Annotated in this window: 16 protein-coding genes; 7 read left to right on the top strand and 9 right to left on the bottom strand. The window is 64.8% G+C overall.

From position 1 onward, the window contains the following. Positions 1-87: 87 nt before the first annotated feature. The 4 genes from ACFPQ5_RS04085 (at position 88) to tatC (ending at position 2,073) form a co-directional block, all read left to right on the top strand. Positions 88-462, top strand: a complete 375-nt coding sequence (locus ACFPQ5_RS04085) for a histidine triad nucleotide-binding protein (RefSeq protein WP_379751991.1) — start codon at positions 88-90, stop codon at positions 460-462. Positions 463-566: 104 nt separating this feature from the next. Further along, positions 567-806, top strand: coding sequence for a Sec-independent protein translocase subunit TatA (gene tatA / locus ACFPQ5_RS04080; protein WP_056341039.1), 240 nt, complete (start codon positions 567-569; stop codon positions 804-806). 12 nt (positions 807-818) lie between these two features. Beyond that, on the top strand, positions 819-1,310 hold the full coding sequence (gene tatB / locus ACFPQ5_RS04075) for a Sec-independent protein translocase protein TatB (RefSeq protein WP_136220459.1): 492 nt from the start codon (positions 819-821) through the stop codon (positions 1,308-1,310). A gap of 7 nt (positions 1,311-1,317) precedes the next feature. Continuing rightward, a complete protein-coding gene (gene tatC, locus ACFPQ5_RS04070; RefSeq protein ID WP_379751990.1) occupies positions 1,318-2,073 on the top strand; it encodes a twin-arginine translocase subunit TatC in 756 nt (251 codons plus the stop codon). A 281-nt stretch (positions 2,074-2,354) separates the two neighbouring features. On the opposite strand, the gene ACFPQ5_RS04065 is transcribed toward tatC, so the two are convergent. The 8 genes from ACFPQ5_RS04065 to ACFPQ5_RS04030 all read right to left on the bottom strand — a co-directional run bounded on the left by ACFPQ5_RS04065 (position 2,355) and on the right by ACFPQ5_RS04030 (position 16,055). Further along, positions 2,355-2,609, bottom strand: coding sequence for an antitoxin Xre/MbcA/ParS toxin-binding domain-containing protein (locus ACFPQ5_RS04065; RefSeq protein ID WP_379751989.1), 255 nt, complete (start codon positions 2,607-2,609; stop codon positions 2,355-2,357). 97 nt (positions 2,610-2,706) lie between these two features. Continuing rightward, the gene (locus ACFPQ5_RS04060) at positions 2,707-4,194 is read right to left on the bottom strand and encodes an alpha/beta hydrolase family protein (RefSeq protein ID WP_379751988.1); all 1,488 of its coding nucleotides are present in this window, start codon (positions 4,192-4,194) and stop codon (positions 2,707-2,709) included. Between the two features lie 350 nt (positions 4,195-4,544). Next, positions 4,545-6,272, bottom strand: coding sequence for an extracellular catalytic domain type 1 short-chain-length polyhydroxyalkanoate depolymerase (locus ACFPQ5_RS04055; protein ID WP_417568521.1), 1,728 nt, complete (start codon positions 6,270-6,272; stop codon positions 4,545-4,547). Positions 6,273-6,549: 277 nt separating this feature from the next. Further along, entirely contained in the window at positions 6,550-7,347 is a 798-nt protein-coding gene (locus ACFPQ5_RS04050; protein WP_379751986.1) for a CsgG/HfaB family protein, read from the bottom strand. A gap of 162 nt (positions 7,348-7,509) precedes the next feature. Then, positions 7,510-9,453: a DUF885 domain-containing protein gene (locus ACFPQ5_RS04045; RefSeq protein WP_379751985.1), complete on the bottom strand. Its 1,944-nt coding sequence runs from the start codon at positions 9,451-9,453 to the stop codon at positions 7,510-7,512. Between the two features lie 76 nt (positions 9,454-9,529). Beyond that, positions 9,530-9,994, bottom strand: a complete 465-nt coding sequence (locus ACFPQ5_RS04040) for a hypothetical protein (RefSeq protein WP_379751984.1) — start codon at positions 9,992-9,994, stop codon at positions 9,530-9,532. After that, a complete protein-coding gene (locus ACFPQ5_RS04035) occupies positions 9,991-14,121 on the bottom strand; it encodes a DEAD/DEAH box helicase (protein WP_379751982.1) in 4,131 nt (1,376 codons plus the stop codon). The genes ACFPQ5_RS04040 and ACFPQ5_RS04035 overlap by 4 nt, the downstream gene beginning before the upstream one ends. Next, positions 14,118-16,055, bottom strand: coding sequence for a S9 family peptidase (locus ACFPQ5_RS04030; RefSeq protein ID WP_379751981.1), 1,938 nt, complete (start codon positions 16,053-16,055; stop codon positions 14,118-14,120). The genes ACFPQ5_RS04035 and ACFPQ5_RS04030 overlap by 4 nt, the downstream gene beginning before the upstream one ends. 118 nt (positions 16,056-16,173) lie before the next feature. Here ACFPQ5_RS04030 and hemE point away from each other — a divergent pair, with 118 nt between their 5' ends. The 3 genes from hemE (at position 16,174) to ACFPQ5_RS04015 (ending at position 21,312) form a co-directional block, all read left to right on the top strand. Then, positions 16,174-17,256: a uroporphyrinogen decarboxylase gene (hemE, locus tag ACFPQ5_RS04025; RefSeq protein WP_379751980.1), complete on the top strand. Its 1,083-nt coding sequence runs from the start codon at positions 16,174-16,176 to the stop codon at positions 17,254-17,256. Between the two features lie 566 nt (positions 17,257-17,822). Then, on the top strand, positions 17,823-19,829 hold the full coding sequence (locus tag ACFPQ5_RS04020; protein ID WP_379751979.1) for a primosomal protein N': 2,007 nt from the start codon (positions 17,823-17,825) through the stop codon (positions 19,827-19,829). 43 nt (positions 19,830-19,872) lie between these two features. Beyond that, positions 19,873-21,312 (top strand): dihydrolipoyl dehydrogenase, encoded by a 1,440-nt coding sequence (locus tag ACFPQ5_RS04015; protein WP_379751978.1) that lies wholly within the window; start codon positions 19,873-19,875, stop codon positions 21,310-21,312. 76 nt (positions 21,313-21,388) lie between these two features. On the opposite strand, the gene ACFPQ5_RS04010 is transcribed toward ACFPQ5_RS04015, so the two are convergent. Then, positions 21,389-21,874: an SRPBCC family protein gene (locus ACFPQ5_RS04010; protein ID WP_379751977.1), complete on the bottom strand. Its 486-nt coding sequence runs from the start codon at positions 21,872-21,874 to the stop codon at positions 21,389-21,391. Between the last annotated feature and the right edge of the window lie 46 nt (positions 21,875-21,920).

The raw sequence follows: 21,920 nt of genomic DNA, 5'->3' as shown, positions 1-21,920 counted from the left end.
GCGTCATTCCAGCGTCATTGTTCTCGTATAAGATTCATCAGATTGACTCGCGGCCTCATTGCCGCAGCAACAGAGACTGGAGACAAGATGGATAACTGCATTTTCTGCAAGATCGCGGCAAAACAGATTCCGGCCCAGGTCGTCTTCGAAGACGAGGACGTGCTGGCCTTCAAGGACATCAACCCGGCAGCGCCGGTGCACCTGCTGGTGATCCCGAAGCAACACATCGACACCCTGTCCGACACGACGGACGAGCACACGGCCCTGCTGGGCAAGATGCTGGCGCTGGCGCCGAAACTGGCGCGCGAACACGGCGTGGCGGTGACCAAGGGCGCGGACGGCAAGCCCGGCGGCGGCTACAAAACGCTGATCAACAGCGGTCCGAACGGCGGTCAGGAGGTGTACCACTTGCACCTGCACATGTATGGCGGCCCGCGTCCCTGGCGCGGCCTGGGTACCTGAACCTTTTTCTAGGCGTCAGTAGTGCCGGCTTGGCTTATACTGGCGCAGCAAAGACAAACACGCTGTAACGATTGCGGGCGCAAGCGCCCACTGAGGAGATCAAAATGGGTTCGATGAGCATTTGGCACTGGGTAATCGTGCTGGTCGTGGTGGTGCTGCTGTTCGGCACCAAGAAGCTGGGCAATGTCGGTTCCGACATCGGCAAGGCCGTCAAAGGTTTCAAGGATGGCGTGAAGGGCGAGGAAGAAAAATCCGCCGCCAATCCGTCGACCCCTGTGCCGCCGAGCCAGGTCGCCGATAAATCGACGATCGACGTCGAGACCCGCGAAAAACACCGTTCCTGATCCGGTCGCCGTATGATCGACCTGGGACTGTCGAAGCTCGCCATCATCGGTGTGGTGGCGCTGATCGTGATCGGCCCTGAAAAGCTGCCGAAGGTGGCGCGCATGGCCGGCACCCTGTACGGCCGCGCCCAGCGCTACCTGCACGACGTCAAGTCCGAGGTCAGCCGCGAGATCCAGCTCGACGAACTGCGCAACCTGCAGAAGGAAGTGGCCGACAGCGCCGCCGAATTCCAGTCCGACATCGAGCATCACATGACGAGTAGCCTGCAGGAAGTCGAATCGGCCTGGCGTGGCGACATCCAGCCGAACGTTCCGGCACCGAGCGCCAGCATGGACGACCTCGAGCGCAAAGCGAAAGACTTCCGGCGCAAGAAGCTGGTGCGTTCGTCGGCTGTCCCCGCATGGTACAAGCACCGCCACGGCGGCAAGACCCGGGTGCTGTCGGGCGCCGCGCGCGTGCGCAAGTTCCGCCCGGGCGTCAAATCCAATTCTTCATTTTTTTAACAGCTAGATGACCGACGAAGCGCCAGTCGAAGAAACCTTCATTTCCCACCTCGTCGAACTGCGCGACCGCCTGGTCAAGGCCATCATCGGCGTGGCCATCGTCTGCATCGCGCTGTTCATCTGGCCGGGGCCGAAGGAAATCTACGACTTCCTCGCCATGCCGATGCTGGCTTCATTACCTCCGGGAGCGAAGATGATCGCCACCGGCGTCGTCGCGCCCTTCCTGGTGCCGATGAAGGTCACCCTGATGGCCGCGATCATCGTGGCGCTGCCCTGGGTCTTCTATCAGTTGTGGGCCTTCGTCGCCCCCGGCCTGTACGCCCACGAAAAGAGACTCGTGCTGCCGCTGGTGATTTCCTCGTCCCTGCTGTTCATCGCCGGCGTCGCCTTCTGCTACTTCCTCGTGTTCGGCCGCGTATTCCACTTCATCGCCGAATTCGCGCCCTCGTCGATCGCCGTGATGCCCGACATCGAGAACTACCTCGACTTCGTGATGTCGATGTGCCTGGCCTTCGGCGCCACCTTCGAGGTGCCGGTGGTGGTCGTGATCCTGGTGCGCATGGGGATCGTCAGCCTCGAAAAACTCAGGGAAGTGCGTCCCTACATCATCGTCGGCGCCTTCGTGATCGCGGCGATCGTCACGCCGCCGGACGTGGTCAGCCAGCTGTCGCTGGCCATTCCGATGTGCCTGCTGTTCGAACTGGGGCTGCTGGTGTCGCCGCTGTTCGTGCGCATGACGCAGGCGCCGGAAGAGCCGGCCTGACACGCGATCAATGACAAACCGGGCTGCTGCCCGGTTTTTTTTCGTCCGCGCCGGGTCTTGTAGGGTGGGCACTCCGTGCCCACGCGGTACGAACTCATGCCTTCACTTACTTCCGCGACCAAGCCGCTCTTGCGTATGCGTGATGCGCACATAATGCGTGGGCACGGAGTGCCCACCCTACGTTAGGCCGCTGACAAGAGATAAGTTGGTGAAGCCAACAACGGTCTTACTTAAGTGACCGGCATTGCTCCCGGTCGAAACGTAAGCTCGGCCACCCTAGGTCAGCGCGCCGGCTTCAGGCCGCGCACATGTGCCAGCACCTCCTGTTCGCGTCCGCTTGCCACCAGCTGCGCCGGCGTCTGCTGTTCAAAAGCCACCAGTGGCGCTTCCATCCAGCTGCTGGCCGCCTCGTCGGTCCCAAGCACGCGCCGTGCTTCGTGCATGACGGCGTAATACGCCTGCGCTTTGCGCGATTGCTGCTGGAAGCGGCCCTGCAGGGCGGCGAGGGCGTCGGGAGTGAGTTGTTTGTCGCTCATGTCGATCCGGTTCGTCGTAGAAAAAGACATCATACGCGGCGCGCCATAAAAAAAACGCCGGCTGTTGAAAGCCGGCGTTCCCGTGAAGCGAGGAGAATCAGGGCGCGCTGCACTGCGGCAGCGATGCCCGCACCCGCAGCAGGTTGGCGCTGTCGTCCGTCGACGGCGTATTGTCCGTGAACTGGCAGCCGTACTTCGGATCGGCCACCACCGATGGCGTCAACACGTCGTCGCCGGCGGGCTTCACGCCTTGCTGCTCCCACTTGGTCATCGCCTCGAAGGCCGACACCTGCTCGGCGATCGTGAAGTCGCAGTGGCTGATGCCGCGAATCGCGCGCTGGACCAGCAGGTTCGAGGTGCCGTTGGCATCGGCGCGGCGTTTATAGATCTGCTCCATCTTGAAGGGCACGTACATGTCGCCGAGGGTGTGGATGGTGACGACCGGAACCTTGATCTGGGCGTTGGTCTTCGGGATCCAGCGCAGGCCGTCGCGGCGCAGGCGGTTCGCTTCAGCGCTGCCCTGGACGCGGAAGATCGATGCGTTATAGGCCTGCTCCTCGGCGCTGACGGCCGGGTCGCCGTCGAGCTGGTAGACGATATCCTTGGTCGAGACCAGGTCCTGGTTCAGGATGCCGTTGACTTTACCGTCGCGCCCGAAGGTGCCCCAGACGGTGGCCTGCAGCGGGCTGGCGTAGGCATAGTCGAACAGCGGACGCGGGCCGCCGGTCAGGTTCTGGACGATCTGCTTCAGGCGCATGCTTTCGGCGGTCGGCGCGGCCACCGTCGGGAAGCTGGTGAACAGCTTGGCCTGCACCTGCGGGCCGATGGTCGCCCAGTCCGCGACCGGCCAGCTGGTGGCCGGCATGCCGGCTTCGCGCATCGCGGCGGTCTGGTAAGCGGCGAAGTAATCGAACAGTTCGGTGTCGCCCAGCACGCCGCACATCGGCACGGCGCCGTTGTAGCGGATGCGGTTGTTGGCGGTGGCGATGTTTTCCTCGTCCACGGCCGCGGCCGAGATATGCCCGCCCATCGACACGCCGATGATGTAGGTTTTAAAAGGAGCAGCCAGCGTCCGCCCGTTCTGACGCGCGATGTCGAGGAAGTTGATGGCGAGCGCGTTGGTGTCTTCCACGCCGGCGCGCACGTCGTAGTAATTCTTGGTGTAGCTCGACGCGGCCCAGGCATAACCCTGGCTGATCAGGTGACGGCGGATCGCCGGCGGCGAGACCGACAGGTTGGCGCCTTCGCCGGCATAGCCGTGCGCATACATGACCAGCATGCCGTTCCAGTTCTTCGGCACTTCGACCATGTAGGAAGCGTTGTTCAGCACGCCGGTCCAGCGGTCGGTAGCCGGGGCGCCGCTCATGGCGGCAAGGGTCGGCTGGGTCTGGGCCACCGCGAAGGTGCGCGCATCCTGGGCGCGGGTCGATTCCGCTTCCGGCGTGAAGGGGATCGGCGTAACGGCGGTCTGCGTCGGCGCAACCCCCGGGGTATCGTCGCTGCCGCCGCAGGCCGACAGGGCCAGCGTCGCCAGCAGCGGCGGGATGAGTCGACGTGAAACGAACGTGCTGAGCTGCTTTTTCATTCGATTTGTCTCCATGATTATTTTGTTTTGCACAGCGAAATATGACTTCGCCTAGCGGTTTTATTCTAGAGTTAAACGAAAGGTAATGTAAGCAAAGCACGATCTCGCAAGCATGGTGTGCAAGGAATGAGACGATCGGCAGTGTGGGCGAAAAAAAACCGGAGCTGCGGCCCCGGTTATCAAGGGGAGAAACACGGCGGAGCTTGTGAAGCCCGGTTTCTATTATAGGCGGCGGAAAAGCCTGGAAAACTCGCCAATTGTTTCCTTAGCAAAAATTTTTGGTGTGGCCTGCACCGCTTGAATAAAAAAAACCGGGGCAGTGCCCCGGCAAAGTCCTGCACCTGACGGATTTACGGGCAGCTGCCGATGATGTAGTAGCCGGCTGAGGTCTGCGCCAGTGTGGACGTATAAAAGGTGTTGTTCAGGCCCATGTTCTGGTTCGAGCCATTCGCCAGCGCATAGCCGCCGCTGTTGTGGGCGCGGCCGGCCGTCACGTGGGCGTAATTGCTGGCAGTGGTCGTCGTGCACGCGAAGCCGGAGGGGGTGCTGGCGCTGACGCTGGCGGAGCGCGCGCTTTCCACGCCGCCGTTGCCGAGCGCCGAAACCTGGTAGCTGTAGGCCGTCGCCGCCGCCAGGCCGCTGTCGGTGTAGCCGGTCGACGTGAGCGCGGCGGCATTCACCTTGCTGCCGTTGCGGTAGAGGTTATAGCCGGTGGCGCCGTTCGAAGCGTTCCAGCTCAGGGCGATGCTGCTGGCCGTACGCGCACCCACTGCGAGACCCGCCGGCGGCTGCAGGGCCGGCGCGCTGCCGACCAGGAACTGCCCGATCGTGCAGGCGTTCGAGGTGAGTCCGGTACCGCTATCGGTCGCGGTGACGCTGCCGCTGTAGTAGCCGTCGGCGCGTCCCGCATAGGCCTTACTGAAACTGCTGCCGCTGCCGGCGGCGGCGTCGTTCACCGGTGTCGGTCCGTTCAGCACGACCTTGTAGCTGCCGATGGTTCCACTCGCCGCACCGTTCACGGTGATCGTCGAGCCGGAGACGCTGGCGCTGCAGGACGTCATCGATGGCGGCGCAACTTGCGCCACGCGCAGGTTGTTCTTGAACCAGAAGTCCATCACGAAGGCCGGATAATTGACCTTGCTGGCGTCGACGAAATTGCTGTTCTGTCCCCCGGTGCCGGCCGGCCAGGCATGGCCCATGCCGGTGACCGTGATCTCCGAGGTGCGTACCTTGCCGTTGGCATCCGTGTAGGGGATGTTGCTGCCGCCAGTGGGCACGTTCACGGCCGCGCCCTTGGTGTAGCTGCCGCCGTAGACGATGCGCATCGCCGCCGCGTCGAGCGGACCGTAGCCTTGCGCCACCGTGTAGTCGTTGGTACCCCAGATCACGCCGGCAATCTGGGTCGCGAACTGCGAGAGGCTGGTGCCGGCCAGGTTTTTGCAGTTGTTGGCGGCGGTGGTGGCCGTGTAGCCGGAGGGGACGGCGCCAATTTGCAGGGTGCTCACGCCCGGCGGCGGGCCGGCATTGATGCCGACGCCGGCGAAGATGTCGGGCGCAAGGCACCCCATCACCATGGTCTGGGCGCCGCCCGAGGACAGGCCGGCGACGTACACCTGTTTCGGATCGATCGCGTACTGCGGATTGCCGACGAAACGGTTGATCAGGTCGAGCAGGACACCGGAGTGGCCGGTCGTGCGGCTATGGGTGCTCCTGGCCCAGTCCCAGCAATGCGAGCCGTACAGATTGCCGGTGGCGTTCGGGGCCAGGATCACGGCGCCGTACTGGTCGGCCACGCCTTTCCAGTTGTAGCCCTTGTCCGATGTCGAGTCGATGACGTCGCCGGCGGCCGTCTGCGAGCAGCCGTGCAGCACCAGCACCAGGGCGCGCTTGCCGGCCAGGGCGGGCGCGGTAGCCGGCCAGTAGTAGTAGCCGGTGAGGGCGCCGCCGTTGACGGTGTCGCTGGCCCAGGTCTGGTTGCCGGACCAGGCGCCGGGACCAGCCTGCACTTGCGCCTGGGCGCCAACCCAGGGCGCCAATGCGGCGAGAAGGACGGCCTGGCGGGCCATCCGGGTGAACATACATGCCATTGAAGCCTCCGTTGGATGCACTGAAAAACCCGGACGTGAGGACGCGACGGCGTCGCAAAGCCGGGAGGGTGACACGGGAAAGCAGGCAGCCGCGCGAAAGCGCGCTAGGAGGCGGGCGAGGGAATCGTGGTCATTGGCTTGTCTCCGCTGTCTGTATAGTTTTTTTCGCGACGGGAAGTCGCCAAACTTATTCTAGACCTGCGAAGAAGACGCACAAGCGGCGCACAGGCACGCCGTTTGTGCGGTTTTGCACAGCATCGTCAAAACCTCAGTTCGTCTTCAGCATCCCGCCATTGCCCATGCCGCCCTCGACCGATTGCGCCTTGTAGCTGCGCACGGCCTTGACCAGCTGGTTGTACGAGTCCATGAAGGAAGCGGCCAGCACCTTGCCTTGCGGGGTATTACTGAAACCGCTGGCGCCGGCCAGGCCGTGGTGGAAGAAGCCGGCCATCAGGCCGAAGTCCCAGTTCCTGGCGCTGCCTTCGGCGGCGGCCAGCTGCAGGCCGGAGCGGTTGTCGGTCAGGAGCAGCATGGTCGAGGCCTCGTTCGATTTCATCGAGCCGCCGATCAGGGAGGCGACCAGGCCGGCGCGCCCGCCGATCAGGGCGCCGTAGTCCTTGGTGCCTTTCGCGCTGAAGGTGATCGAGGGCGTGACGGTGTAGTCGGCGGCGACCATCTGCCCCTTGCCGATGTTGCTGGTCTTGCGCAGTTCTCCCGCTTCCATCAACTGACGTTCGGTCTGCATGTTGCGAAAGGCCTGGCCGCGCTCGACGATGGCGAAGCAGTTCGACTGCTGCACGATCATGCGCAGGAGCGGCACGGTGCTCTGCATCCGGTATTCGGCTGTGAACTGCTGGATCCAGGGCTGGTTCGCTTCCTCAACGATGGCCAGGGTGCCGAGCGTCCTGTCGCATTTTTCGAGCTGCTCGTTGGCGTTGACGGCGGTAGCGCCGCCGGCCGCGCCGGTGGCCACCGTCTTGGCGCCGGAGGAGCCGATGCCGGGCGTGGTCGAACAGCCGGCGAGAAGCAGCGGCAGCAGGAGGAAAGGTAAAACGATCGCTTTCATGCAGGGTCCCTTGATCGAGGTTGGAGTGCGAAGTTGGCGTGAAACGTGCAGCCTCAGATCGTAAGGGGGTGGGTTTTTGGGGATTTGTGGGCGCTCAAGGACGCAGCAGGCGAAAAAAAACCGGAGCACGCGGCTCCGGTTCTGTATCCTCGCTATCGAGGATCAATCGCGCATCAGCTCCGCGATCATCTTGACGGGCGCGTTGCCGTAGCTGAGGAACTGGTCGTGGAAGGCCTTCTGGTTAAAACGTTCGCCCAGGGCCTGGCGGCGCTGTTCGCGCAGTTCCATGATCTCCGCGTAGCCGCTGAAGTAGCTGGTCAGCTGCACCGACGAAAGCTGCACCCGGCGCCATTTTTCCACCGCTTCCTGGCGCGTCTGGAAGGCCTGGCGCGTCAGCAGGTCGAGCGCCTCTTCGCGGCCCATGCCGTTCACGTGCACCGAGTAGTCGAGGATGGTGTTGGTGACGCTGCGCAGGTTCCACTTCGAGTACATCAGCCACATCTCGGGCGCATTGCCGCCGTAGCCCGATTCGAGCATCATGCGCTCGCCGTACACGGCCCAGCCCTCGACCATCGCGCCATTTCCGAACAGGGATTTCACCAGCGACGGCGAACGGTTCGCATGCACCAGCTGAGCGTAGTGGCCGGGGATCGCTTCGTGGATGTTCAGGATCTGCAGGATCCACTCGTTGTACTCGCGCAGGCTGCTCTCGGCCTGTTCGGCGGAGAGCCCGTCGAGCGGCGTCACGTTGTAGTAGGTTTTGTCCTTTGGCCGGTACGGGCCCGGCGCGTCGATGCTGGCGCCGGCCACGCCGCGCTGGTACATCGGCGTCTCGCGCACCTCCAAGGGCTTGTTCGGATCGAGCGTTAATAAATCGTTCTTGATCACCCAGTCCTGCAGCATCGGGATCTGGCGGCGGATCTCGGGGAAGAAGTTTTCGCGCGCGACGTGGCGGGCGGACAGACGGTCGATCAGCATGCCGATCTTCTGGAAGCGGTCGTTCGGCTTGCGCACGTCGGCCATGTAGCGCGGCCAGAGTTCGTCCGAGATCGCGTTCATGCGCGTGAGGAGTTCTTCGCGCGCGGCCAGCGCCTTGCGGTACATCCCCTCGGCGCTGCTGGCTGACTGGATCTCGAGCGCGAACTTCTGCTCATATAAAGCTTTACCGAGCCTGAACGGACGCGCGCTGCCGCTGGCGGCTTGTGTTTTCTCCAGGTTAGTCAGGAACTCGACATAGCCGAGCACCGCCGAACCGGCATTCGCGATGCGCTGGGCGAAGATCGCCTTTTCCTGCACGTTCAGGATCGAGCTTTGCACCGCCTGGCCCAGGTCGGCCAGCACCACCAGGGTGCCCGGCGCCTGGGCGATCGCCAGTTGCGTGTGCTCGCGCGTCGGATTCACGATGCTCGCCTGCGCCGCCTGGTAGTAGGCCGGCACGTTCGTCAGCCGTTTCAGGATCGTGCGCAGGCGCTGCGGTTTCGCCGCGTACTCGGTGTTCAGGATCAGGTCGAGCGGCTGGGCGATGTTGTACAGCGACGGGTTCCACTCGAACTCGCGCAGCGTCGTCAAACGCCAGCGGTCCGTTTCCAGCTTGTTGATCAGGAGAGCCAGGTCGGTGCGCTGGCGCGGCGACAGCTGGCGCGTGTCGATCTTCTTGAATTTTTCCAGCCACTCCTCGGCGAACGCGAGTTTTTTCGCGCGCGTGGCGTCGTCCGGAATCGTGAGATTCGCGGCGGCGTCGAATTTGCCGACCGCGATGCCGCCTTCCGGATCGACGCGCCAGAGCGCCGTCAGGTACTGCATGCCGAGGGCGTCGGCACGGCGGTCGAGGCGCTTTTCGCTCACTGCCGGTGTGGCGGCGCGGGCCGGCGCTGCCGTGCTGGCAACGGCAGCGGCGGTGGCGACAGCGGCAGCCGCCGCTTTACCTTTGCCCTTGGCCGGTTTGCCCTTGGCCTTGGCGGCCGGTGCGGCGGCGCGCTTGCCGGACGCCTTGGATTTGACGACCTTGGCCGCTTTCGGCTTATTGGTCTTGGCTGGTTTGGCGCTGGCGGGCGCCAGCGCGAGGCTGGCAAGCATGACTGCCAGCGCGAGTTTCGTTTTCATCATCGTATTCGGCCCGTAAAGATGGAGATGTCGGGTGGCGGCTTCGTTCGTTCGAACGCGGCAGCGCGCCAGATTAGCATTATTCGCGCACGCTGCGCTGCCCCGGGTTTGTAACAAATGTTGGCCCGAGCGCGGCCAGCGCCGCCTGCGGGTCCAGCGAATGCGCCTCTTCCAGCACGCCGGCCGGCAGCCAGTCGGGGAAGGGCGTCTCGCTGTTTTCATGGTGACCGCGCGCGCTGTGCTCCTGTTTTACGCGCGCCAGGCGGCCGGGTGCGAACGCGGAAGCGGCCGCCGCCAGCGCAGGCCACAAGCGCCGATGCACCAGGGTGATCTTGTCGTCGACCAGGCGGCACACCAGGATGTCGGGGTCCGCGCTCACCGCGTTCAGCACCGCGAAAATGTGTTTACCTTGCGGGTGGCCCCACCAGCTGCCGCGGATCGGTTCCCCCGCGATCGCATGGGTCAGCGTCGGCACCGCGCCGCGCGCCGAGGCCAGCACCACGCCGTGCTTCTGCACGAAGGCCAGCGCTTCCTGCGCGTTCAACGTCCGAGCCCCTGGTGGAGCATGGCCAGCATGTCGGTCGGCGACATGCGCGCCGACATATCTCCGCCTTCGAGCAGGCTGTCAGCCAGGTCGCGTTTATGGTGGTGCAGCTCGACGATGCCTTCCTCGATCGTATGGCGCGCCACCAATCGGTAGATCGTCACCGGCCGCTGCTGGCCCATGCGGTGCGCGCGGTCCGAGGCCTGGTCCTCGACCGCCGGGTTCCACCACGGGTCCATGTGGATCACGTAGTCGGCCGCCGTCAGGTTGATGCCGACGCCGCCCGCCTTCAGGCTGATGAGGAACAGATCTCCTTCTCCGGCCTGGAAGGCATCCACGCGTTTTTTACGCTCCTGCATTGGCGTCGAACCATCTAGGTACTGGTACGCGATGCCGCGCGCATCGAGGTGCTGGCGGATCAGGGACAGATGATCGACGAACTGGCTGAACACGAGCACCTTGTGGCGGTTTTCGAGCAGGCCATCGAGCAGGTGTGCGAACGCGGCCAGCTTGCTGCTGGCGATGCCGAGACCAGGGGCAACCAGCTCCGGATTGCAGCAGGCGCGGCGCAATCTCATCATCTCGGCCAGGATCGCGATCGATTTTTGACTCTGCGGCGCCTCCAGCGAGGCCAGTTTATCCAGCGCTTCGCGGCGCAGCGATTCGTACAGGGCCGTCTCTTCCGCGCTCAGTTCCACCGGCAGCACGATCTCGGTGCGCGGCGGCAGCTCGGTCAATACCTGACTCTTGGTGCGGCGCAGGATGAACGGTTGCGTCAGGCGTTTCAGTCGCGCCCGCGCGCCCGCTTCGGCGCGTTTGTCTTGCGCCTTCTCGATCGGGCCGGCAAAGCGCAGCTGGAACTGGTCGGCCGTGCCGAGCAGGCCTGGATTGATGAAGCGGAACAGGTTCCACAATTCTCCCAGGTGGTTTTCCAGCGGCGTGCCGGTGGCGACCATTTTGAAATCCCCTTGCAGCGCCATCACCGCCTGCGAACGCCGGGTCGCCGCATTTTTAAAGGCTTGCGCTTCGTCCATCACGATCGTGTGCCAGCGCTTTTTCGCGAACAGCGGCGCTTCCAGCTGCAGGAGACCGTAGCTGGCGACGACGACGTCGAACTTGTCCGCCCCTTCCAGCATCTCGGCGCGCTCGCCCGGTCCGAACAGCTTGATGTTCAGGGTCGGCGCAAAACGTGCCGCCTCGGCGATCCAGTTGGTGCAGACCGAAGTGGGCGCCACCACCAGGGTCGGCCCGTTCGGCGCGCGCAGCAGGATCAGGGCCAGCGCCTGCAGGGTTTTGCCGAGGCCCATGTCGTCGGCCAGGCAGGCGCCCACGCCCCAGTAGGCCAGGCGCGCCAGCCACTCGAAGCCTTCGCGTTGGTAGTCGCGCAGTTCGGCCTGCAGGGTCGACGGCAGCTGCGGTTCGTAGGCCGCGCTGTCCGCCATTTTTTGAAGGTGCGTGCGCCAGGCCTTGTCGGCTTCGACGCCGCCTGCTTCCAGGGCCAGCTCTTCCAGTGCAAAACTGGCCAGCGGATGCACGCGCAGGGCTTCCTTGCCGGCGTCGGTGTAGGCGGCGAGGTCCATCAGGCGCCGATGCAGCTCGTTGGTCAGCGCCAGGAACTGGTTGTCGCCCAGTGCGACGAAACGGCCTTCGCTGTTTCGCACCTTGTCGAGCAGCTCGCGCAGATCCATCACGCGGTTCTCGTCGATGACAATCTCTCCGTTCGCCGCGAACCAGTCCTTGTCGCGCTTGATGTTGATGCGCACCGATTTCGAATTCGCCTTGGCGCTGACGCGGAAGGGTTCGCCCTCGGGCCAGGCGATCACCACCTTGCTTGCATCGAGCTCCTGCAGTTCGCTCACCAGTTCCAGGCAGTGGATCGGCGCGCCGAGCAGCCATTCGTCGTGTTCTTCCTCGGCGCCCTCCAGCGCGCGGCAGGCGGCGACCAGTTGGCGCTCGGCTTCGCGCTCGGCGTTCAGGTCGCGCTTGGCTTCGGTGCGCACGCCTTGCACGTCGGCGATCACGCGTTCGGCGCCGCTGCCCGGCGCGTAATAGGCGCCGTCCGGCAGCGGACGCACCAGGATGCGCAGGCGCAGGCCCTGGTTGTAGGGCAGCAGGTGCACGTGCAGGCGCGGGTCGGCATCGATGCGTTCGATGTCGGCGCTGCTGGCGCCGATGTCGGACTGCACGGTGACGATCGAGGAAATCGCACCGATCGCCTGCAGCACGCGCATCTCCGCCTCCAAAGGCACGACCAGGGCCTCGCCGACGATGGCGCCGATGCGGCGGTGCTCGTCGCGGATGCGCACCACGCGCAGTCGCGTCGGCGTCTCGCGCACGACGACGACTTCGCCGCTGTTGTCGTGTACGGGCGGACGCAGCGAGATCGTCACGTGTTCGCGCGCCGCTTTCACCAATAATTCCGGCTCGCCCGGCAGCAGCTCGACCCGGGTGCCGGGCGCGTCGAACCAGAACAGCAGCGGGTGGCCGATCAGGGCCGACAAAGCCTTGTCGAGGTCGAACTCGTAGCGCAGGCCGCTGCCGTAGTACTGGCGCGCCGCGCCGATGCTCGATACCGCCAGCAGATCCTGCGCGGTGAGGAAGTCGAGCGCGGCCGCATCTTCCGTCAGGCGTTTCAGTCCGATCGGGCGACCGCGGCTCCATGCACCTTGCGCATCGCGCTTCTGTTCGCGCGGTTCGATTTCCTGCACGCCGAGAGTCGGGTCGTAGCGGATCAGCCAGACCAGGCGCGATTCCTTCACTGCCTCGACGTTCACGGCCGGCTGCAGGTTGATCAGGGCGTTCAGCTGGCGTTCCCAGGGCTGCTCGCGCTCGAACCAGTGGCTCATGTCGGTAAGGCGATGGCGCTGGCGCAGGGCGATGGCGCGCTGCTCGTGGCCAATGCCGCCTAGCTGGCCGAGCACGCCCGCGATCTGGGCGCTGAGCAAATCGAAGCCCGCGCTTTCCGACAGGCTCAATGCTTCTTCCAGGCGCGCGCGCTGGTTCGCCAGTTGCGGCATCCCGAGCCACCAGTGCAGCAGGGCGCGGAAGCTAATCGGCTGCAGCGCCGTCTCCCAGTTCCGCGAAGGCAGCACCTCGGCGTCGACCGTGCCGCCGCGGATCTGGCGCAGCATGCTCAGTTGTTGATACACGGCCGTGTCGTGGCTCTGCACGGCGCGCGTGGCGCTGTCCAGGTAGCTCTCGACCGCCTTCTGGTGCTTGGCGTCGCCGCGGCGCAGCAGGGCCGCCACGTACAGGTGGCCGCCGATGCCCGCGAACACCTGCTTGCGTTTCCCCGTCTCGCGCCGCAGCTGTTTCAAGGCCGCGTCGAAGCCGGCCAACGCCTCGTCGAGGTGGTCGCGCAGGAGCAGCAGTACGCTGCGGTAGAACAGGACGATGGACTCGTCCATCTCCTGCAGCAGGGCGCCGGCGTCGTCCAGGCGGCCGCACAGGATCAGGTGTTCGGCCAGCGCGGTGCGCAGCGCCATCGAGGCGCCGCCTTGCGCCACGTGTTCCTCGGCGTAGGCGCGCACCGCCGGCGCGCTCAGGGGCTCGCGCTGCACATGGTCGACCAGCACGGCCAGCACCTCGTCGCGCAGGGCGGGGTTGATGCGCTCGATGAGTTCGGGCTCGAAAGGACGCGCGCAGATCTCGACCAGCGGGTGCAAATACGCCGCCTCGTGGCAGCGCATGCAGGCCGACAGCAGCGGCGCGATCGTCTTCGGACCGTCGCCGCCGACCAGCGCCATGCGCAGCAGGGCCAGACCCTGGCGGTAGCTGCGCAATACCGGATTACCCTGCCAGTCGCGGCGCAGCGGATTGACGCTGTCGTAGACCGCGCGCACTTCGTCCAGGCGGCCTTCGCGCAGCACGAATTCGATCGCCGGCCAGGCGGCATTCGGCACGACGATGCTGCCGCGCTGGGCGATCTCGCCGGCCAGGCCGCGTTCGCGCAGCTGGGCCAGGGTTGCCGTCAGTTCGTCTTCGCCGGGGAAGGCCTGCAGCAATTCCAGATGCTCGCGCAGGCGCGTGCGTCCGAGCGGCTCCCCGGCCAGCGCCAGCAGGCCGAGTATGAGTTTTTCACGCGCCGAGCAGGTGGCGAAAGCGTCGAACAGGTTCGTGCCGATCATGCAGCCAGGTTCTCGATCTCCAGCTGCGGCAAGCCTTCAGGCAGCGCGATGCCGAACACGCGCAAGTAAAACGCCAGCTCCGCTTCCAGGGTGCGCACGACACTGTCCGCTTTACGGAAGCCGTGGCCTTCGCCCTCCAGCGTCAGATAGGCCACCGGCACGCCGCGCGCACGCAGGGCATCGACCATGGTTTCCGACTGCTGCGGCGGCACCACCTTGTCGTCCAGGCCCTGGAAGAAGATCATCGGCCGTTTCAAGGCATCGGTATGGTGGATCGGCGAGCGCGCCTGGTAGACGGCTTGCGCCTGCGCCTTCGGGGCGATCAGGTATTCGTTGTAGTGCGATTCGAACTTGTGCGAATCCGCATCCAGCCCGGCCAGGTCCGACACGCCGTAGTAGCTGGCGCCGGCCTTGAAGACGTCGTGGAAGGTGAGCGCATTCAGCGTCGTCAGGCCGCCCGCGCTGCTGCCGCGGATCAGCAGGCGCTCCGGGTCAACGAGGCCTTGTTCGGCCAGGTAGCGTGCGCCGGCCACGCAATCCTCGACGTCGAGCACGCCCCACTGGCCTTTCAGCAGGTCGCGGTAGACGCGGCCGAAGCCGGAACTGCCGCCGTAGTTCACGTCGAGCACGGCGAAGCCGCGGCTGGTCCAGAACTGGGTCGCCAGCTTTAATGTGCTGGTCGCCATGCTGGTCGGGCCGCCGTGGCCGATCACGATCAGCGGCGGCAGCTCGCCGCTAGGCGCTTCGAATTGCGCGTTCGCCGGCGGATAGTAGAAGGCATACGCACTGCGGCCGTTCGCGCTCGGATAGCGGATGCTCTGCGGGACCGACAGGTTCTCCACCGGCGGCAGCTGGGCGATCGATTGCACCAGTACGGTGCGTTTTCCGGTCTGCGGATCGATCAGGGCCAGCTCCAGCGCAATCGTCGGCGAACCGGCCAGCACGGCCACCGCATCCGGCGAGACGCGCAGTTCCCGAATTTCCTGGTAGGGCGTGTCGATCGGCTCGAGTTTGCAGCCGCGCGTGGACAGGCGGCCCAAGCGGCTGATGCCGTCCTCGATATAGGTGCAGATGATCTCGTCGCTGGACGTAAAACCGTACATCGAGCCGCCGAAGTTCCACTGCGGTCCGCCGAACTCCGCTTCGCGCGGGCACAGCGGGTGCACGACGCCGTCTTCGAAGCGGTACAAATTCCACCAGCCGCTGCGGTCCGAGACGAAGTGCAGCAGGCCGTCGGGCGACCATTCGGGCTGGCAGATCGATTCGTCCAGGCCGCCCGCGATCAGGCGCCCGTCGACCAGGCTGCCGTCCTGCCCGACGTCGGCCACCCACAGTTCCGTGCCCTGCCAGGGCATGCGCGGGTGGTCCCAGCACAGCCAGGCCAGCTGACGCCCGTCCGGGGAGAGGCGCGGCGCCGCATAGAAATCGTTGCCGTCGACAAGGGTGGTCTCATTGCCGTCGAAGCCTACCGCGCAGATCGTATTCACCGGATAGGCTTCGCCGGCAAGGTGGTCTTCGCGCACGGCGATCAGGCGGTTGCGCGCGCGGTCCGGCACGAAGTCGGCGTAACGGACCGCTTCCTCGCGCGTGAAGGCGACGGGCTCGGCGCCTGGCTCGACTTGATACAGGCGGTTGTCGCCGAAGTGCGAGAACCAGACCGTGCCGCCGTCGACCGCGTAGGCACCGCCGCCGTACTCGTGCACACGGGTGCGCACGTTGAACGGGCTCGGTGTCAGTTCATCGGTCGCGCCCGCGCGCAGTCTCTGCAGCGTGGTGCGGCCCGCTTCGCTGGCGCGCCCGGCCAGCCACAGCAGGTCGCGTCCGTCGAGGGCGATCTGCGACAGCGGCACGGCGCCGGCCGCGACGACGGAGGCGCTGATCGGGGAAGTCCAGGTGCCGCAGGGAGCGGCCTGCTTGCGGGTCGAGTCTGGCATGGTGATGGCCTGTATGAGGTGGAACCGCATTATAAGAGTTTGGCCGGATCGGGCAGCGTTCGCAGCGGCGGCAATGGATGCGATAATAGCTCTCTTCCGACGTCCATTATTGTCAGCCATGCCACAATTTGCCCCGCTCAAGAACGACACCTTCCTGCGCGCGCTGCTGCGCCAGCCGACCGAGTACACGCCCGTGTGGCTGATGCGGCAGGCGGGGCGCTACCTGCCGGAATACCGCGCCACCCGCGCGCGCGCCGGTTCGTTCCTGGGCCTGGCAAAGAACCCGGATTACGCGACCGAGGTCACGCTGCAGCCGCTCGACCGCTACCCGCTGGACGCGTCGATCCTGTTCTCGGACATTCTCACCGTGCCCGATGCGATGGGTCTCGGCCTGTATTTCGCCGACGGCGAAGGGCCGAAGTTCGAGCGTCCGCTGCGCACTGAAGCGGAAGTCATGGCGCTGCAGGTACCGGATATGGCATCGCTCGACTATGTCTTCAAGGCCGTCACGCAAATCCGCACCGAGATCAACGGCCGCGTGCCGCTGATCGGCTTTTCCGGCAGCCCGTGGACGCTGGCCTGCTACATGGTCGAGGGCCAGGGCTCGCGCGAATTCCACACCATCAAAAAGATGCTGTACGCGCGCCCGGACCTGATGCACCGCATCTTAGAAATTAATGCCACGGCTGTTGCCCAGTACCTGAACGCCCAGATCGACGCCGGCGCCCAGGCCGTCATGATCTTCGACTCCTGGGGCGGTGCGCTGGCCGACGGCGCCTACCAGGAATTCTCCCTGCGCTACATGGAGCAAGTCGTCAGCCAGCTGCAGCGCGAAAAGGACGGCGTGCGCATTCCGGCCATCGTGTTCACCAAGGGCGGCGGCATCTGGTTAGATGAGATGGCGAACATCGGCGCCGACGCGCTCGGCCTGGACTGGACCACGAACCTGGGCCGTGCGCGCGCGCTGGTGGGCGACCGCGTGGCCCTGCAGGGCAACCTGGATCCGGCCATTTTATTCGCCTCGCCGGAGCAGATCCGTGCCGAGGTCGAGCGGTCCTTGACTGCCTACGGCACGCCCTCGAGCGGCCACGGACACGTCTTCAACCTGGGTCACGGCATTTCCCAATTTACGCCGCCGGAGTCCGTCACGGCGATGGTCGATGCAGTGCACGAATTCAGCCGCAAACAACGGTCTGCCTGAGCGTCAAATGCTGCGGCGCCACATCCGTGACGCCCCGTGCAGTGCAACACGGCAGAGCGCAATCTCACACTTGTTCACATGTTGCGAAACCACGCCAATCGAAGCTGTGGACATGTGGGAAATGAAGCCGTAAACCATAAGTGGTTGAAATTGCTGGGTTTTATCTTGATGACCCAGCACAAATGACCATCTGGAAGCGAGTATTTCGGGGCAGAAATCGTAGCTTATCAGCCCTTGTTCACAAAGTTATTCACAGGCTGTTTGGCTCATCTGTGAAATTCTCTGCTTTGACAAGCACTTACGGACGGCATCGCAGACTCTTGTTTAAATCGTCACAGGGTCTATGCATTTACCATAGGCAAAAGAGCAGTTATACACAATCGTTGCACTGCGGTAAACGAGTTGCTGTGGACTACTTCGGTATCTGCAAGTCATTGAAAATAAATGGTTTATTTGGTCTTGTTTTTGGCTGATCCGTACGTCATTTGACTTAACGTAAACTTCTCCACCGGTCAAGCAGTTCATTCTCCACAAAGTTTTCCACAGCTTTTATACAAGGTCTGGCATTGGCGCACTGCATCCTACGAATTGCCCTCGATACGCCGCTGAACAGCGTGTTCGATTACGGCTGGCCGCATGAGGAGGGCGCCACGCCGCAAGTCGGCCAGCTGGCCCTGGTCAGTTTCGGGCGCCGCGAAGTCGTCGGCCTGATCGTCGCCATCGCCCAGGAAACCGATGTCCCGCCCGAGAAGCTGAAGAACGCGATTGCCGTACGCGACCAGTTGACGCCCTTGTCGCCGCAATGGCTGGCGCTGGCCGGCTTCGCCGCCGATTACTACCAGCGTCCATTGGGCGAAGTGGCCTTGCCGGGCCTGCCGAAGAATCTGCGCGTACCGAAGACGGTCGCGCTCGACCGCGCCCTGAAAAAGCTGGGCAAATTGCCGCCGCCGGGCGACCCCAGTCCGCTGGGCATGCCGCCCCTGAATCCGTCGCAGCAGGAAGCGGCGAATGCGATCGGCGGCGCGGCTGGATTCACGCCGCTGCTGCTGTACGGCGTCACGGGAAGCGGCAAGACCGAGGTGTATCTGCAGGCCTGTGCCCAGGTCTTACAACGCGACCCGCAGGCGCAGATCCTGATCCTGGTCCCCGAGATCAACCTGACGCCGCAACTCGAGGGGAACATCCGCGCGCGCTTCCCGGGCCTGATGCTGGCGACCCTGCATTCGAGCCTGTCCGAAGGCGAGCGCATGCTGCACTGGCTCGCCGCCCACCAGGGCCAGGCGCGCATCGTGCTCGGCACGCGCCTTGCGATCCTGGCTTCGCTGCCGCATTTGCAGCTGATCGTGATCGACGAGGAGCACGACCCTTCCTACAAACAGCAGGAGGGATTACGTTATTCGGCGCGCGACCTGGCCGTCTGGCGCGCGCACCAGCTGGGCATTCCGATCGTGCTCGGCTCCGCCACGCCTTCGCTGGAAAGCTGGCACCACGCGGGCACGGGCCGCTACCGCAAGCTGGAACTGCGCGAACGCGCCGTGCGCGACGCCGTGCTGCCGACCGTGCGCCTGCTCGACATGGAACGCGACAAGCCGAAGGAAGGTCTGACAAGCGGCCTGCTGGCGGCCTTGCGCGCGCGCCTGGAGCGCGGCGAGCAATCGCTGCTGTTCCTGAACCGGCGCGGCTATGCGCCCGTCATCACCTGCGAGTCCTGCGGCTGGATCAGTAACTGCACCCGCTGCACCTCTTTCATGGTGCTGCATAAACCCGAGCACCGGCTGCGCTGCCACCACTGCAGCCTCGAGCTGCGCATCCCGAGGCATTGCCCGACCTGCGGCAACGTCGACTTGCAGCCCCTGGGACGCGGCACCCAGCGCTTCGAGGAAAACCTGCGCGCCATGTTCCCCGAGGCGCGTATCCTGCGCATCGACGCCGACTCGACGAGAAAGAAGGGCAGCGCCCAGGAAGCTTTCGATACCGTGCACCGGGGAGAAGTCGATATCCTGATCGGCACGCAGATGGTCGCCAAGGGGCACGACTTCAAAAAGCTGACCCTGGTCGGCATCCTGAATCCCGACACGGCCCTGTTCTCGCAGGACTACCGCGCGAGCGAGCGCCTGTTCGCCCAGCTGATGCAGGTGGCGGGCCGCGCCGGCCGCGCCGGACTGGCGTCGGAGGTGCTGATCCAGACGCGCTATGCCCAGCACCCGCTGTACTCGGCCGTGGTGCGCCACGACTACGACCGCTTTGCCGGCAATCTGCTGGAAGAACGCCACCAGGCCGCGCTGCCGCCCTACATGTACCAGGCCTTGCTGCGCGCCGAGGCGCCGGAACTGGCGACGGCGATCGCCTTTCTAGAGGAAGCCCGGGACATCCTGCCGACCGATGCCATTACGCTCAACGACCCGATCCCCATGACGATGACGCGCGTGCACAACGTCGACCGCGCCCAGCTGCTGGTCGAGTCGCCGTCGCGCCCGGCGCTGCAGGCCTTCTTGAAAGAGTGGCTGCATCTGCTGCGCGCCCTTAAAACGCGGGTGCGCTGGTCGCTGGAAGTGGACCCGCTCGACATTTGAAACGAAAAACGCGTATCGTTCACGTAGTAACAGGGAGGCAAGAATGAAGAAATTACAAGTGGACGTCGCCGTCATCGGTACCGGCACCGCCGGCATGTCGGCCTACCGCGCGGCGCACGCACAGGGTGCACGCACTGTCGTCATCGAAAGCGGCCATTACGGCACCACCTGCGCGCGCGTCGGCTGCATGCCCAGCAAACTCCTGATCGCCGCCGCCGATGCCGCCCACATGCTCGACGTCGCGCCGGGCTTCGGCGTGCATCCCGGTGAAAAGCGCATCGACGGCCGCGCCGTGATGGAGCGTGTGCGCAAGGAGCGTGACCGTTTCGTCGGCTTCGTGCTGGAGAGCGTCGAGAGTTTTCCCGAAACCGACCGCATCCGCGGCCACGCCCGTTTTACAGGGCCGCACACGCTGGTGGTCGACGAGCATACCGAGATCGAAGCCGCGCGCATCGTGATCGCGACCGGCTCCTCGCCCGTGATCCTGCCGCAGCTGCAGGGCGTCGGGCCCGGCATCGTCACCAGCGACGACGTGTTTTATTGGGACGATTTACCAAGCTCGGTGGCCGTGATCGGCACCGGCGTGATCGGGCTGGAACTGGGCCAGGCCCTGAGCCGGCTCGGCGTGAAAGTCAGCCTGTTCGCGCGCGGCGGCAGCATCGCCCAGCTGAGCGATCCGGAAGTGCTGCACGCGGCCACGCGCACCCTGAGCGCGGAACTCGACCTGCGCTTCCAGACCGAAGTCGTGCGCGCGGAGCAGCAGGGGAACGAGGTGCTCTTGACCACGCGCGACGCGCTGGGCAAGGAGACGAGCGAGCGCTTCCAGTACGTATTGGTGGCCACCGGCCGCGCGCCGAACCTGCGCGGCATGGGACTGGAGACGACGGGTTTGACCTTGAGCGCAAATGGCGTGCCCGAATTCGACAGCCGCACCATGCAGTGCGGGTCGAGCCATATCTTCATTGCGGGCGACGCCAACCACGAACTGCCGCTGCTGGCCGAGGCGGCCGACCACGGCAAGATCGCCGGCGAGAATGCGGGCCGCTATTCGGACGTGCGTCCGGGCCTGCGCCGCACGCCTTTGGGGATCGCTTTCACGGAACCGAACATCGCCACGCTCGGTAAAAGCTATAAGACGCTGTGCGAGGGCGGGCGGCCGAAGTTTGCGATCGGCCAGGTCTCGTTCGAGAACCAGGGCCGCAGCCGGGTCATGTTGCAGAACAAGGGGATGCTGCGCGTGTATGCGGAATATGGTTCCTGCCGCTTCCTGGGCGCCGAGATGATCGGCCCGCGCGCGGAGCACATCGCGCATTTGCTGGCCTGGGCGGTGCAGGCACACCTGACGGTGCCGCAGATGCTGGACATGCCGTTTTATCATCCCGTGATCGAGGAGGGTGTGCGCACGGCGCTGCGCGACCTGGCGGCCAATTTGGCAAAGGCGACGAACCACACGGATGCGGCGGATTCGGAGCCGGGGACCTGATGTGCGGCTGATCGGAGGTTGAAAACGCGTGGAGTCCCGACTCCACGCGTGTCATCACATGCGTCGTCGCGACGCTTTAATTCAAATAACTCGCATCCAGCTTCCCATCCGCCGCCATCTCGCGCACGATGCGCACGGTGTCGATATCGGCTTCCTGGTACGCCGACTTCTTGAAATCGGCATACATCTGCGAGGCCGCATCCTGCGCTTCGCCCATGCCGTCGTCGTAGCGGAAGCGCACATACAGCCGGCCTTCGGCCGGCGTCTCGATCGTCATGCTCAGGGTCGATGCGCTGATGTCGCCCTGTGCCGGCACCTCGTAACGCACTTCCTGCAGCGGCGTGAGGACGACCGTGTCCTCGACCACCAGATCGCCATAGCGCAGGCGGCGTTTAAAACTGCCGGCTTCGCAGGGACCGATCTCGGCGTCGTCGAGGTGCGGCACGAACAGCTTCGGCGATTCCGCGCGGATCACGAGGCCGCGCCACAGTTGCTCGCGCGTGATCGTGTCCATCAGCGGGTTCAGCAGGTCGTTAATTTCAATCAGGTGTTCGAATTTCATCGTTTCATGCTCGTGTAGGGATGGCGTGGCGCCGAAATGGCGATGG

This window comes from Massilia suwonensis (assembly GCF_042655665.1).
GTDB lineage: Bacteria > Pseudomonadota > Gammaproteobacteria > Burkholderiales > Burkholderiaceae_D > Telluria > Telluria suwonensis.
Note: the sequence above shows the minus strand (reverse complement) of the source record. Positions and strands in the feature narration are given on the sequence as shown.